Genomic DNA, 12,980 nt, shown 5'->3' on the forward strand with positions numbered 1-12,980 from the left:
CAAAAAGATATGATAAAGAGATTCAATTTAAGATCAGCATTTATTGTGTTTGCGGCATTAATGCTGATGGCGGGAATTAGTTCCTGCTCAAAAGAAGTGATCCAGACCAATAAACTGGTTGGCGATCAGCTTACCGCAGGCCGCTTAGATGGCACCTGGGCAAAACCAACTAATATTGTTACGCCGACTAATGTTCCGGCAGAGATATTTGGTTCAATGCGCCTGGTGTTTACTACCGATGGTTCCGGTAACCCCTCAAAATTTATAGCGAAAGATTGCCCGATAGTTTTTAACGATGGTACCATGGGTTCATGGAAAATTACCGGAACGGCCGATAGCGCCAAAGTTAATTTAACCGGTATTACCCCGGTTGATGATTTCAATGTGAAAGTATCGGCCAGCTTCCTTACCATTTCATTTTATATGGGCTGGGAGAATACCGAAACCAAAGCAACAGGAAAAGGAAATTTTAAAGTAACCCTTGCCCGTCAATAAACTGATACCGACTCAAAAAAGTAAATATTTTTAAAACGATATGAAGAAAATGTACGAAAAGCCCTTCGCTGTATCATGTACAGTAATGATGCTTGGCCTGGCTTTGTTCTCGTCATGCAAAAGAGATAACGACTTTACTGTCGATACCTCAAACCCTATGGTTGTTAGCTACAATCCAACCTCTGCCGCCGAAGGCGTTGCGGTAACAAGCAACCTCGTGTTAACCTTTGATAAGATTATTAAAAAAGGTGCTGGTATGATAACCATTGCCAGCAAGGCAGATACCCAAAGGATAAACATCACCTCGGGCGCAATTACTATCGGCGAAAATAAAAAGGAGCTGATCATCAACCCGGCCAATGATCTGAAGGCCGATGAAAACTATTCCATTACTATTGACCGTGGCATAGTTACCGATTTGCTTGGAAACCAATATATGGGCTTCCCGGATGGTAAATCGTGGAAATTTAAAACCGTTGGTTCAAGCGGCCTGCCGCTCGTTTCATTAAGCCCGCTTCCGGAAAGCACCGATGGTTCGACTATTAAGTTGGATTTGGTATTTGCCGATGATGTAAAAAAAGGCACAGGGAATTTCAGCGTTTATGAAGCCGGTGGGACCAAAGTAGCTGACTATGCGGTAACGGGCCAATCAGTTACAGTTAACGGTAAACACGTTACAATAAAATTTTCAGCACCTTTAAAATATGCCACCGCTTACTATGTACTTGCTGATGCCGGTGCCGTTGTAAATAACGATGGCAAAGCGTTTGAAGGTTTCCTTACTCCGGCATCATGGGCGTTTACAACCACCGCGGGCAGCGGAACCGCACTTGCCGTTTACCTGCCGTTGGATAACGATTTAACTGATGCCAGCGGAAATAAATTGGATGCAATGCCCGGCGAAACGGCTACAACAAATGTTACCTTCGTAACAGATCCGGAACGTGGCAGGGTAGCGTCATTCGCAGCAGGGGCGTACGCTTCATTGCCTAAAAATGATTTGTTAAGGCCCGGCATTACCAAAGATTTCAGCTTTAGCCTTTGGGTAAAATTGAAAGGTATCGGTTCAGACCCAACCTTATTTGGTAACTCAGATTGGGATAGTGGTAGCAACCCTGGCTTCGTCTTCGCTACCGATGGCGGCGACACCTATACCGGTCCGGGATCATCAGGCAGGGGCTGGTTGATCAAAATGACAGGAGATGCGGGTGGTGTAAGCAACCGTATGGACTGGAGGGCTAATGAAACCTCGCCTCAATCGCCGGCCGTAGCCGATAACAAGTGGCACATGGTAACCGTGGTGCTTGACCAGACAGCTAAACGCCTGCATGTTTATATTGATGCTACAGAGTATATCAACATTGCCAAAGCTACAAGCTACAATCTGAATACACTGAAAGGGCCGCTTTGGGATAGCGCGCACGATTATCCATTTAACATTTGGGAAGATGGTACAGGTCATTACAACTCTGGCGATGACGAACGTAAAGCGCTTGCCGGTTTAGTGGATGATGTACGCATTTACAACAAGGCCCTCAGCGCTAAAGAGGTGGCCGGCTTATTTGTAACCCACTAATAAAATACACTGAAGTCCCGGCAGCATAGTCATGTTGCCAGGCTTTGTTAAATGCCTGGAACCGGGCTTATACCTTAAACTATGCGATGGTAACGTGATCCGCCTTTATCAATAGTTCATCAATTCTATCAATGAGGTTGATGTAACGCTGAATATATCGGAGCCGACAATAATGCACGCTATCGCAATAAATAAAATCAAGCAAAAACAATAAAATATCGTATGAAACGTATCATTTGCGCTCTGTTATTACTTGTTTCTGCCGGCTTAAACGCGCAGGCTCAAAAAAAGAATAAAGATCTGTTTAAACACGTGATCATTATCGGCATTGATGGTTTAAGCAGCCAGGGATTATTAAAGGCTGATGCTCCTGTGATGCACAAACTAATTGCTGAAGGCGCCTTTAAGCAAAACGCCAGGACTGTATTGCCATCGTCAAGTTCATCTAACTGGTCTGCGCAGATTTTGGGCGCTGGTCCGGAGATTACCGGCGTAACATCTAACGATTGGAAACCGGACGCCAAACATATGACTCCTGTAGCTGTGAATAAAGTTGGTCGTTCACCAAGTATTTTTGATATCATCCGCCAGCAACGCCCGCAGGCCGAGCAAGGTGTTGTTTTTCATTGGGATGATTATGGTCGATTGTTACAAAAAGCCATGGTTAACCATTATGAATACGGCAGAACCGAAACAGAAGCTGCCGCTAAATTTGCAGATTACATTACGGATAAAAAGCCGTTGTTCGCATTGTTGCATCTGGATCATGTTGATCACGCCGGCCATGAAAAAGGCCATATGACACCGGAGTATTTACAGTCTATCGCCAAAGCCGACAGCCTGGTAGGGCAGGTTTTAACAGCAATTGAAAAAGCCGGTATAAAAGAAAGTACATTGGTAATGATCGTTGCCGATCATGGCGGCATCAACAAAGGTCACGGCGGCGAATCAGACGAGGAAATTAACATCCCGGTTATTTATTATGGCAAAGGCGTAAAAAAAGGATATAAGATCCAACAGCCGGTTTATCAATATGATGTTGCAGCTACGGTAGCGTTTATTTTCGGACTGGAAGTTCCTTATTCCTGGACTTCGCGCCCTGTAAAAGCCGCCTTTATTGGTTTTCCTGAACCAGCAAACCTGAATGTAGGGTTGGATTAAGGATTATCAAGTGCGGAATTGCGTGGACGAAATAGCCCTTTTTACTTATATAACTTAAAAACCAAAGCCTTCAGGTTGATTTCTGAAGGCTTTGGTTTTGATGGGGGTATTGTTAATCTATTACTGCTCTTTTCTGATGGGGAGCCCTTAGTAACGATTAACGTCGGCAACAATTACACCAGGTTATTGATCGCGTAATCAGGATTAGCGGCCTGCATCTGTTGGGCGTTATGCGGGCACAAATAAGGCGCATATCCTGAAAAATTTTACTACGAAAGTATTAGTTATCGGGCTGTCAAGCTGAACCAATTAGTACAGTTAGTATAACTGTTAGACCGTAAATTAGGTATCAAAAAAAAATCTGACAAAACTTGATTTTTCAAGCCTGTCCGATTCGGTAGCGGGAGTAGGACTATATTTTGCTTTTTAGTAAAATATGTCTATGTTTGGTTTTGATTGCAAAAATCTGATAACCAAACCATAATGAGAAAATATTCTTTCATTGATTTTCTCATATATAAACTTAAAGGAAATAAATTGCACCGCACATTGCACCGCACTTTATGGGAGCTAAAAGAAAATATGGACGTCTTTATCTGGACACAAAACCCGATGTTCAGGGTTGCCTCCCCCTCATTTTTGAGTTTACTTATAGGGGGCTAAGAGATACTGAGGGCAAATATAAAAGAAATAGGTTACGCCACTATACAGGCATGCGCGTTCCCGGCAAAAAGTTGACCAGCAAAAAAGTTTTAAACTATGCTTGTTGGGACACCCGGCAACAAACCGCAAGAGGTTATAGGGGCGCGGATGATGTCAATGCCTACATTACTACGATTGTAGATAAAGTTTCCAAATATATACGTAATAAGAACGAGCAGTTTCAACCGCTTGACATTGCAGAACTGAAGAAATTAATCACGGTAAATCACATCATCAGCCACGAGACTATTGTGTCTTTCTGCGAAAGTTACCTTTTGAGGTACAACAAGCCGGGCCAGGAAAGCACCAAAAAGAATATCAGTACAATGGTATCTTCGCTGAAGGAGTTTACGGACAAGCGCCCCCCGTTGCTGGCCAATATCAACAAGGACTTTATGGACGGCTTTGTCAGCTATCTGACCAACGTAAAGAAAAACAACAATACCACCGTAGAGAAAAAAATAGCCATGCTGCAACAATACTTCGCGAGGCACAGGAACATGGCCTTTTGACTACGGCCACGGCATTAAAAGAGATGAAAAAAAAACGTAATGCAACGGACATCATTTTCTTGAAACAAAGGGAATTGGCAACTTTGGAAAAGTACAGCCCTGATATTGACAGATTGGTAAAACTAAAGGATGCTTTTTTATTTGGATGTTATACAGGCTTGCGGTATAGCGACTTGCAACAAATACACCAGGCACACTACCATAAAAAAACCGACAAGGGAGAGCAATATCATGTTTTGCGGTTTGTGATTAAAAAGACCAGGAAAACCCACGAGATTGCGTTGCCCCCTAAAGCTGTCGCCATTATAGAAAGATATTGGGACAAACAGAAGTTTAAAAAGTTACTGCCGGTTCCAACCAACCAAAAGTTTAACGATTACCTTAAAGAGCTTTGCGAAAATGCCAAACTCAATACTGAGATAGAGATTACCGCCCAATTTGGCAGTTAGGTAAAGACTGAGATCAAGAAGAAGTTTGAAGTTATTTCCTGCCACTCGGCCCGGCATACGTATGCCATCCTAAGTTTGGAAAACGGTATGCGTCCTGAAGTATTACAACGTAACTTAGGCCACTCTAAATTATCGCAGACGATGGAGTATGTAACTATCCTCGATAATGTAAGACACTTTGAAACCTTAAAAGCTTTTGCCAGTTAATGCTATCTTGTAAGAATGAATTTTAAAGGCTATAACTACTATGCTGCGAGTGACTATAAAGATTATTTCTTTTACAGCGATGGGCCCAATGGTCGTATAAAAAAATTAGTCGTTTATGAAAAAATTAACGATGAACCGCTGGTCTATAACCTGGCTTTTGGTGACGAAGATCCGGAAACTGGCCTTTTACTTGACAGGGTGAAAAGCAGCAACGATGATCGCGATGCCATCCTTGCTACCGTTGCGCACACAATCGGGGATTTTAGTGATCATTATGATAAACCAATGATACATATCATCGGCAGCACCATAGTGAGGACGCGGTTATATCAAATGAGCATTGCTAAAATCTATGATGAGATTTGCTCGATTTATACCGTACAGGGCTATCGGGAAGGTGTTTGGGAGTTTTTTCAGAAGAATGTCAACTATGAGGCATTTGTTGTTCAGAAGAATTAAAATAACTATATTTGATAATATAATTAGCAGGATTATGTCAACAATAAAAAGAGCAGCCGAGATCAAACCAGCACCGTTAGGCGGCGCCATTGTCCGCAACTCAGTTAAAAGCCACGCCAGCGATCCTGTTGTTTTAAAAAAAGCAGAAGAAGCGAAGGCTTTTTTTAAGAAAGCAGGTTTCCCTAAAGGTAAATAAAACGAGATATAGTAATCTATTGATCTAAAGACATAAAGGTATAGCGATCTATTGATCTAAAGATATAGAGCTACAAAAGCCGGAATTATCCGGCCTTTTCCGTATTATCTGAATATAAAAGGGCTAAAAACAAGCGAATTAAACACATCCCGTATTAACCTGCCGTCCATTATTTGTTTTTTTATATAATATTGGTTAAATATCTTTTAACCAATATATAATACCATAATCTAATGTCAATGGGGAAATATAACTTACGCGATTTCTTTGATGTACATTTAAAAAACAAAATTTCTTCCGTACACCGGTACATCCACCGGGTAGCCTATGACGATCAAAAGCCGGTAAAGACACGTCTTTTTACTTATGTAGAAGATATATTGGCCCATGCCCTGCACGATCACTATTGTATAACACTAATCGAATGCCCATTTAAATTTAATTTTGAGTCCTTACTTAATCAATTTGGCTGGTTCTGTCAATTCATGTATTTTAATTAAGCCTTCACTTTGACCTGATTTAGTGCTTCTTGCTATCTGCTTCAACATATCCTTTCTTTAAACGGTGAAAGGTCTTTTATAATCTTTCTCAAAAACCCGATCTTGGTTTAAGCATGAAAACACCCGCAAGATCAGCTTGTTCCTGATGGCATTGATGACGGTCAATTTGTGTTTACCTTCCACTTCGGATTTTCTTTTGTAGTAGTCTTGCAACTCTCCGGGATAGCTGATCGCTGTGAGAGAACAGATATGCAACAACGCCTTGATCTTCTTATTGGCAATATGTGACACTTTAGCTTTTTTCAGTACTGTGCCCGAATCCTCCCGAAAAGGCGCTATTCCGGCAAAGCAGGCGAATTTCTTGGGATTGCGGATATCTTTATACTCGTTGGTAATGATGATAATTTGCAAAGCCGTTACCGGGCCGAAACACGGCACGGATGTAATAATTGTCATCAGCCGATTTAAGTTTTCATCCCCACTAATTAAACCACTGATCGTTGCATCAATCTTGTTTAAGTCCTCGGTTAACGCCGTTAAGGTGGTTTTACAAAGATCAGTATTTTGCTTGGCGACCTTTTTTGTTTCAAAACCGCCCTGTTCCTTCAGCGTGGTAGCCATACCTTTTTTCATCTTCATTAATCGGGATCGTAACGTTGAAAGGCGAGCTAATTGATCGATTATTGGTCTGCGTTTTTGCCACAGCTTTACTTCGTCACGCGATTTATAAACGTAATTTGCAATGCGTATGGAATCCGCTTTGTCATGTTTTCCCCTCGCTGTTCCCAATGAATTTTTAATATGCAGGGGATTTTCCAAGACAATATTCGCTTTTAGTTTTTGTAAGCAATGCAGGAGGTGATTGCAGTAAATACCGGTATGCTCCATGCAGAAAATAGCTTTGGCAAGTTTTATTCCGTGGACTTTCTTCAACTCCTCGAGATAGCGTGTAATATCTTGTTTATCGTTAGGAATGACACGATGGAATAGCAATTTGCTTCCGTGCATCACAGCAAAATCAAGCGTGTTGCGCGATACGTCAATGCCGATAAAATGTTTGTATGATTTCTTTCGAACTGTTTCCATTGTGATAAGGCAGAACAATGATAACCACAGGGATTTCGTCTTTTGTTAGGCCTGTACCTTAGACTACGGTTAATGCGCCCTGCGGTCATCGCCGATAAATTCAAGAAAGGTTAATGGGCGTATTCCTGTATCAAATGGATACGCTCCATCGCTTGCAATTCATAATATTTCGGGATAAATCGATGATACAGGCTGCATTGCGGGTCTTTGCCATCGATACGATATACCGGGCATCCGCTGGTACACACCGAACGATAGCGGCATTTTTTGCAATCATCGGATTTGTGATCTTCATGATGCTCACCTTGCTGAATCATATCCACAAGGTCTAAACCGTCATCAAAAGATCGTCGGTGCCGGAATATTGTCGCCAAACTGCACATGGCAATATTTAAATGTGCCGTCCACATAAATGGCACCACCTGAAAACCCCGAGGCGCAGGTCTGAAACCCTAACTCGTTTGGTTTAAGGTCACAGAACTGGTAGCGTTTCGAAAACTGCCAGCCGTTTTCGATGGCCTGCTGCATGATGGCGTAAGAGGCGGTAAGGTATTCATCCAGCAATGCCGCATCAATGGCTTCCCCTTTGACAATGGAATAACGAAACGGCACATCCAGCGCAATCAGGTAGCGGGTCAGTTCCGGTAATCCGGTAAGGTTGTGATTGTTTACCACGGTATTGATTGATACTGGTATTTGCTCCGCGATCAGGCGTTTAATGTTTGCATCAAATGTCTCAAACGATCCGGCCCCGGAACGGAATTGCCGGGTCGCATCATGAAACACCTCAAGCCCGTCCAGTGATACGCCAAAGCCGATATGGTATTGTTTGGCAAAGGCAACAATCTCGTCGTTCAGGATGGTCAGATTGGTAACAAAACCAGCTTCAAGTGTGCATCCGTATGGTGCCAGTGCCTCCAGCGCCTCCGGGATAAATTCCTGCCATGCGCGAAACTGTGTCAACGGCTCACCGCCTGCCAGCCGCAACCTGATATTGCGGATGCTGCACAATTGTGCCGCTTCCACAAATTTAGCCAGCAATTGCAGTCGCACCCCGGCGGCCATGCCTTTGCCGGTGTTCAGCGTGGCAATATAACAATAGCTGCACCCCAAGTTGCAGGCATTAGTGGTATGTATCCAGAAATTCAACGCATTGGGCGCGGCTGGTTTTTCCGGTACGGTAAAGCCGCCAAAGCTGACGATTTCGGTTTTGCTGAGCATCAGTAAATATTGTTCCAACGTATCGGCGTCGATATCGAGATTAACCGCTAAAGTTGACACATCATCCCGGCCATTGACCGCCTGCAAGATGTCATACTGACGTCGGTTCAATAACCGGAATGAGTTTGGATAGGAGCAATTAACCGCATAGGCGTAGCCGTCTCCAATTGGATTAAGCAACAATTCAGGTGATTTTCTCGGCACCATCTTCATAAACGCTATTAGAAAAACGGAAATACTGTTTAATTGCCACAATCGCCAAAAAATTCAGATTGGCCGGTAGTGCTCAATTTGTCTTCCGTTACGGTCTCAAACCTGTTACCACAATCGCTATACATAGCAGGGGTTGTTACAAATTGGCTTGAAAAGCTGATTGATTCCTGATCGTCAAAAAGGATGTCATTGTTGTTTGTTGTTAGCATGGCGAATTGATTTTATTGTGTTCTTTTTGTTGCTCCTGTTTGTTTATTCGTGTCAGCAGGGTATGAACCGAGCTGGGATGCCATTTGCCGCCGGGGCGGAAGGTTGGCACGCCTTTTTTGTTGAGCTCATCGCAGACCGCGCGACCGGTGATAATTCCCCGCTTTTTAAGCCTGCCAATGATCGGTGACAGCTTTCGGGCAAAGTCTTCTGCGGCCTGCTTATTGGCTACCGATAAAACCAGTTTCCCGTTTTTGCCCAGCTCGACACCGCGGTTCCTTGCAGCTTTTAGCGCTTCTTTGGTTGTTTCGCTGATGCGCTGGCGCTGGTCTTCGGCAACCGCTGCGAGGATATGGATCGTAAAACGGTTGGCATGTGGATTGTCCGCTACTTTAACGTCCACTTTTGACTTGGGGTTAAAAATCCGGGCGATCAACTCTACATCCCGGCCCAGCCGGTCAAGCCGTGCCACGACCAGTGTGGCTTTGTTGTGTTTGCACAAGTCAAGTGCATCAAACAATCCGGCGCGGTATTTTCGGGTGGATCTTACCTCAACCACTTCGGTCAATAGCTGATAATCATTGGCGTTGCAATATTGCACAACAGCGCATTGCTGTGCCTCCAGCCCTAAGCCGCTTTTTCCTTGTTTGCCTGTCGATACGCGATAATAAGCAACTGCCTTCTGCATGGGCTTTCTCTTTTTGTTCACCATTAAACCATCGCTTATATTTGATTGAAAATCGGTTAAAAACCGTTTAACGCAAATTTTTAAATCATTGTAAATCAGTTGTTTTGATTTTTGGTTATCGTGAAAAAAACGGGTTTTTTGTCTATGGGTTGAGGATGGTTTGGTAATAAGCAAATCGAAGTGAAAATTTCTCAATTCATGGATGGCAATCATGGCTGTGGCGCTTTCTCTCGTCGTTTCATTCCTTGCGCTGCTGGCAACGTATTATCAGGCGCATATACAACGCATTCATAATCAGAAATCAGTCAAGCCGCTGGCGCAGATCGATCTTGAAGATCGCGATGGGGTACTATTTGTCCATGTGCAGAATAACGGGGTCGGCCCCATGATTGTTGACAAGCTGATATTCACGAGAGAGGGCAAACAATATCATCAAATACAGGACTGTTTGAATATCGATCCAACTTGGTATTATCATGTATCAGTCACTGATACCAATAAGAAAATACTCATTCCCGGTGGTTTCCTGCAAGTATTCTCAGAAACCCTTGATCCAATCGACAATCAGGAAAGGCTCGCGCTATTCCGGAAAAAGCTTTCGACGCTTCACCTGAAAGTGGAAGGCTGCGACATTTACGACAACAGGATAAACATCGAAAAAAGCCTGAGGTGGTTTGCCCGTCATCTTTAGAAAATGGCAATTTATCGCGGCGGGCGGGGCTTGTCAGAGCCTGCCGCAGCCGGATTTTTCGCTAAGTGTTTTGCGCTTCTATCAGCGGCACATTCCTGATTACCTGCGTGAGGGATTGCAGAGAAAAGCCCACAGCGCGGGCGGGATAGCGGGACGGCAAAGCGAGGACTTGTAACGGAAAGCCCGACCCATCGGGTCACGCCCAAAGTCTGAATGTTATCTTTCCGGTTCCTTATCATGCTGACACCCGGTTTGTTGCTCCCTTGTATGTTTAAGCTGTGCAAGGAATGCCGTACGCCGCTGATCCACGTCGTCAAATTCTACTTTCGGTTTATTTTGCTGGTAGCTGGGCTGTGACTTTAGCGTTTCCACGCTTTGCTTTTCCTGGCGTTGAGCATTTTCCTGCTGTTGTTGTGCCTGCCGCGCCTGATCCTGCTGGCGCTGCCGGGCCTGATCGATCATGGTTTCGAACTTTTTACCCTGTTTGGTAAAATCTTTATCGGCAGGTTGAAATGGATCGGGGCCTTTATAGCCATGTTGCTTTGCGGTCTGATAGGCTTTTTTCTGATAATCCGCATCTATCCGACTCAACCCGTCTCCATAATCAAGTTTGCGGTTCTGCCCGGTGCGGCGATTGTGTTCATTCAAGTGCGCGGATTGTTCGGCGAATTTCCCCGGATAATCTTCTTTTTCTTTTTGGTATTGCGCCGATATTTTCACAAAATCGGCAAACCCTTCGCCATCCAGTTTATCGATATATTCCTGCACAAAAGGCGGGATTTTGATTTCATTGTCTTTCATAAATGTTTGATTTTAGGCTTGTTTCGTGATATGATTTATCAATAAATATCGGGAGAAACTTTTAATGTATAAATACGAGTTATCGTTTTGGGATACCTTCCGGGATAAAAACGGTGTACTGGAATGCTCCAAATGGTTTTACGGCTCTGAATACGCCGATCAGTTTTTATTGCGCGATCCGAAAAGCCTGCCGCGCTTCGGTCATCTTGCCCGTAAAGCGCTAATGCATTATTTAGGGGATCGCTATAATCCGCATAAGGATGCTTTGATTCATGAACCGTTTATTCGGCTGCTGATACAAGGTTTCATTGAATACCGCGTTCAGCACAAAACCATCGGGCATGATTGGAAATACATTGATAATTTTTTTAAAAAAGTGATTGGTGACCTGTATGGCGCACCCCTTAAATACGATCAGAACCGGATCGATCAGGGCATCTTGCCACCCTACCGGGGCGTTTTACATGATGTAGAGCCGGGCAAGTTGCATCCGTATCATTAAAACGGCATCATCACTTCATAACTGATAGTACCGAACCGCTCCACCCGTTGATAGGCCAGTTCTTCGTCAAACGAATAATAACCCTCGCTGGCGATAATCAGATGATCCAGTAATTCAATTTCAAGCAGTTTCCCTGCATCCCTTATTCGTTTGGTCATGGCGCTATCAAAGGAACTGGGGGCTAAATTCCCCGAGGGGTGGTTATGGGCAAGGATGATGGATGACGCATTGGCTTTAAGCGCTGCTACAAAGATCAATCGCGTATCGACAAATGTTCCTGCACCGCCGCCGGTAGAAATATTACTAATGCCGATAACCCGATTGGCGCGGTTCAAGAGCAACAATTTCGCCTGCTCCACAAAATCGATCTTGTTTTCATCCCATTGATCCATTAGCAACCGATAGGCTTCTGCGGATTTTGAGATTTTAGGTGCCTCGGTAATTTTCGCCTTGCGTTTGTAGGATAACTCGATTTCCGGTATTTGATAAAAGTGAGATAGTGACAATTTAATCTGACAGTTACGATTAATTAACGCACGTAATAGAGATTAGCATTATGACAACCCAAGCAAAGATCATCAAAAACAAGATGGGCATATTAGAGCTTGCCCAGCATTTAGGGAACGTATCACAGGCCTGTAAAGTGATGGGCTATTCCCGTGATAGTTTCTACAGGTTCAAGGAACTTTACGAACAAGGTGGCGAACTGGCCTTACAAGAGATCAGCAGACGAAAACCGATCTTAAAGAACCGGGTAGAAGAGCATGTAGAAAAAGCCGTTGTTGAAATGGCTATAGACCAGCCGGCCTTAGGTCAGTTGCGGGTATCCAATGAACTAAAAAAGCAAGGCATATTAATATCTCCGGGAGGCGTAAGGAGCATATGGCTTCGCCACGATCTGCAAACATTCAAGCTTCGTTTAAAGGCATTGGAAGCTAAGTCGGCACAGGAAGGATTAGTATTAACCGAAGCACAGGTAATTGCTTTGGAGAAGGCTAAAGAGGAAAAGAAAGCCCATGGCGAAATAGAAACGCATCACCCCGGCTATCTGGGTGCACAGGACACTTACTATGTCGGTAACATCAAAGGTGTCGGCCATATTTATCAGCAAACATTTATCGATACTTATGCTAAAGTAGCCTTTACCAAGCTATATGACCGCAAGAATGCACTCGTGGCAGCAGAGATGCTCAATGATAAAGTGGTGCCTTTTTATGAACAGCATGACCTCCGTTTACTTAGGATACTTACTGACAGGGGCACGGAATATTGCGGGTCAAGAGAGCAGCATGAATTCCAGTTATACCTGGCCAT

At 43.8% G+C, this 12,980-nt stretch carries 18 protein-coding genes; 11 read left to right on the top strand and 7 right to left on the bottom strand.

The window, feature by feature from the left end; translation table 11 throughout:
* The first annotated feature begins 9 nt into the window (after positions 1–9).
* From LX99_RS21760 to LX99_RS25790, 8 genes are all read left to right on the top strand, one after another.
* The gene (locus tag LX99_RS21760) at positions 10–495 is read left to right on the top strand and encodes a hypothetical protein (protein ID WP_146203191.1); all 486 of its coding nucleotides are present in this window, start codon (positions 10–12) and stop codon (positions 493–495) included.
* Positions 496–535: 40 nt separating this feature from the next.
* Positions 536–2,071 carry an Ig-like domain-containing protein gene (locus LX99_RS21765; protein WP_109609745.1) on the top strand — a complete coding sequence of 512 codons (1,536 nt, stop codon included), beginning with the start codon at positions 536–538 and terminating at the stop codon, positions 2,069–2,071.
* Between the two features lie 222 nt (positions 2,072–2,293).
* Entirely contained in the window at positions 2,294–3,232 is a 939-nt protein-coding gene (locus tag LX99_RS21770; RefSeq protein ID WP_109609746.1) for an alkaline phosphatase, read from the top strand.
* Between the two features lie 563 nt (positions 3,233–3,795).
* Positions 3,796–4,446 (top strand): phage integrase SAM-like domain-containing protein, encoded by a 651-nt coding sequence (locus tag LX99_RS21775; protein ID WP_109609747.1) that lies wholly within the window; start codon positions 3,796–3,798, stop codon positions 4,444–4,446.
* Between the two features lie 23 nt (positions 4,447–4,469).
* A complete protein-coding gene (locus tag LX99_RS21780; RefSeq protein ID WP_109609748.1) occupies positions 4,470–4,895 on the top strand; it encodes a site-specific integrase in 426 nt (141 codons plus the stop codon).
* Positions 4,896–4,928: 33 nt separating this feature from the next.
* Positions 4,929–5,102 (top strand): tyrosine-type recombinase/integrase, encoded by a 174-nt coding sequence (locus LX99_RS26500; protein ID WP_407937412.1) that lies wholly within the window; start codon positions 4,929–4,931, stop codon positions 5,100–5,102.
* Between the two features lie 15 nt (positions 5,103–5,117).
* A complete protein-coding gene (locus tag LX99_RS21790) occupies positions 5,118–5,561 on the top strand; it encodes a DUF6934 family protein (RefSeq protein ID WP_109609750.1) in 444 nt (147 codons plus the stop codon).
* Between the two features lie 34 nt (positions 5,562–5,595).
* Positions 5,596–5,757 carry a hypothetical protein gene (locus LX99_RS25790; protein ID WP_170122766.1) on the top strand — a complete coding sequence of 54 codons (162 nt, stop codon included), beginning with the start codon at positions 5,596–5,598 and terminating at the stop codon, positions 5,755–5,757.
* A gap of 557 nt (positions 5,758–6,314) precedes the next feature.
* On the opposite strand, the gene LX99_RS21800 is transcribed toward LX99_RS25790, so the two are convergent.
* From LX99_RS21800 to LX99_RS21815, 5 genes are all read right to left on the bottom strand, one after another.
* Entirely contained in the window at positions 6,315–7,343 is a 1,029-nt protein-coding gene (locus LX99_RS21800) for an IS110 family transposase (RefSeq protein WP_109609752.1), read from the bottom strand.
* A gap of 110 nt (positions 7,344–7,453) precedes the next feature.
* Positions 7,454–7,660 (bottom strand): hypothetical protein, encoded by a 207-nt coding sequence (locus tag LX99_RS25960; protein WP_211319070.1) that lies wholly within the window; start codon positions 7,658–7,660, stop codon positions 7,454–7,456.
* Between the two features lie 22 nt (positions 7,661–7,682).
* Positions 7,683–8,777 carry a radical SAM protein gene (locus tag LX99_RS21805; RefSeq protein WP_211319071.1) on the bottom strand — a complete coding sequence of 365 codons (1,095 nt, stop codon included), beginning with the start codon at positions 8,775–8,777 and terminating at the stop codon, positions 7,683–7,685.
* 29 nt (positions 8,778–8,806) lie between these two features.
* On the bottom strand, positions 8,807–8,986 hold the full coding sequence (locus LX99_RS21810; RefSeq protein WP_109609753.1) for a hypothetical protein: 180 nt from the start codon (positions 8,984–8,986) through the stop codon (positions 8,807–8,809).
* On the bottom strand, positions 8,980–9,885 hold the full coding sequence (locus tag LX99_RS21815) for a recombinase family protein (protein ID WP_245927986.1): 906 nt from the start codon (positions 9,883–9,885) through the stop codon (positions 8,980–8,982). The genes LX99_RS21810 and LX99_RS21815 overlap by 7 nt, the downstream gene beginning before the upstream one ends.
* On the opposite strand from LX99_RS21815, the gene LX99_RS21820 reads away from it, so the two are divergent.
* Positions 9,884–10,363, top strand: coding sequence for a hypothetical protein (locus tag LX99_RS21820; RefSeq protein WP_245927987.1), 480 nt, complete (start codon positions 9,884–9,886; stop codon positions 10,361–10,363). The genes LX99_RS21815 and LX99_RS21820 overlap by 2 nt on opposite strands.
* Positions 10,364–10,579: 216 nt before the next feature.
* Here LX99_RS21820 and LX99_RS21825 read toward each other — a convergent pair whose 3' ends face one another.
* Positions 10,580–11,164 carry a hypothetical protein gene (locus LX99_RS21825; protein ID WP_109609755.1) on the bottom strand — a complete coding sequence of 195 codons (585 nt, stop codon included), beginning with the start codon at positions 11,162–11,164 and terminating at the stop codon, positions 10,580–10,582.
* Between the two features lie 64 nt (positions 11,165–11,228).
* On the opposite strand from LX99_RS21825, the gene LX99_RS21830 reads away from it, so the two are divergent.
* Complete coding sequence (locus LX99_RS21830; protein WP_109609756.1) at positions 11,229–11,666, top strand: hypothetical protein; 438 nt, start codon at positions 11,229–11,231, stop codon at positions 11,664–11,666.
* Here LX99_RS21830 and LX99_RS21835 read toward each other — a convergent pair.
* On the bottom strand, positions 11,663–12,172 hold the full coding sequence (locus LX99_RS21835; protein WP_281270991.1) for a JAB domain-containing protein: 510 nt from the start codon (positions 12,170–12,172) through the stop codon (positions 11,663–11,665). The genes LX99_RS21830 and LX99_RS21835 overlap by 4 nt on opposite strands.
* 50 nt (positions 12,173–12,222) lie before the next feature.
* Between LX99_RS21835 and LX99_RS21840 the strand changes: the two genes are divergently transcribed.
* The coding region (locus tag LX99_RS21840; protein WP_109609758.1) for a helix-turn-helix domain-containing protein at positions 12,223–12,980 on the top strand (758 nt) is incomplete at its 3' end.

The organism is Mucilaginibacter oryzae, assembly GCF_003148845.1.
Classification (GTDB): Bacteria; Bacteroidota; Bacteroidia; order Sphingobacteriales; family Sphingobacteriaceae; genus Mucilaginibacter; species Mucilaginibacter oryzae.

What these genes read in the sequence shown, in the direction of transcription:
- LX99_RS21760 (WP_146203191.1), top strand. Translation starts at nt 10, where the DNA reads ATGATAAAGAGATTCAATTTAAGATCAGCATTTATTGTGTTTGCGGCA.
- LX99_RS21765 (WP_109609745.1), top strand. Translation starts at nt 536, where the DNA reads ATGAAGAAAATGTACGAAAAGCCCTTCGCTGTATCATGTACAGTAATG.
- LX99_RS21770 (WP_109609746.1), top strand. Translation starts at nt 2,294, where the DNA reads ATGAAACGTATCATTTGCGCTCTGTTATTACTTGTTTCTGCCGGCTTA.
- LX99_RS21775 (WP_109609747.1), top strand. Translation starts at nt 3,796, where the DNA reads ATGGGAGCTAAAAGAAAATATGGACGTCTTTATCTGGACACAAAACCC.
- LX99_RS21780 (WP_109609748.1), top strand. Translation starts at nt 4,470, where the DNA reads ATGAAAAAAAAACGTAATGCAACGGACATCATTTTCTTGAAACAAAGG.
- LX99_RS21790 (WP_109609750.1), top strand. Translation starts at nt 5,118, where the DNA reads ATGAATTTTAAAGGCTATAACTACTATGCTGCGAGTGACTATAAAGAT.
- LX99_RS25790 (WP_170122766.1), top strand. Translation starts at nt 5,596, where the DNA reads ATGTCAACAATAAAAAGAGCAGCCGAGATCAAACCAGCACCGTTAGGC.
- LX99_RS21800 (WP_109609752.1), bottom strand. Translation starts at nt 7,343, where the DNA reads ATGGAAACAGTTCGAAAGAAATCATACAAACATTTTATCGGCATTGAC.
- LX99_RS25960 (WP_211319070.1), bottom strand. Translation starts at nt 7,660, where the DNA reads ATGATTCAGCAAGGTGAGCATCATGAAGATCACAAATCCGATGATTGC.
- LX99_RS21805 (WP_211319071.1), bottom strand. Translation starts at nt 8,777, where the DNA reads ATGAAGATGGTGCCGAGAAAATCACCTGAATTGTTGCTTAATCCAATT.
- LX99_RS21810 (WP_109609753.1), bottom strand. Translation starts at nt 8,986, where the DNA reads ATGCTAACAACAAACAACAATGACATCCTTTTTGACGATCAGGAATCA.
- LX99_RS21820 (WP_245927987.1), top strand. Translation starts at nt 9,884, where the DNA reads ATGGCTGTGGCGCTTTCTCTCGTCGTTTCATTCCTTGCGCTGCTGGCA.
- LX99_RS21815 (WP_245927986.1), bottom strand. Translation starts at nt 9,885, where the DNA reads ATGATTGCCATCCATGAATTGAGAAATTTTCACTTCGATTTGCTTATT.
- LX99_RS21825 (WP_109609755.1), bottom strand. Translation starts at nt 11,164, where the DNA reads ATGAAAGACAATGAAATCAAAATCCCGCCTTTTGTGCAGGAATATATC.
- LX99_RS21830 (WP_109609756.1), top strand. Translation starts at nt 11,229, where the DNA reads ATGTATAAATACGAGTTATCGTTTTGGGATACCTTCCGGGATAAAAAC.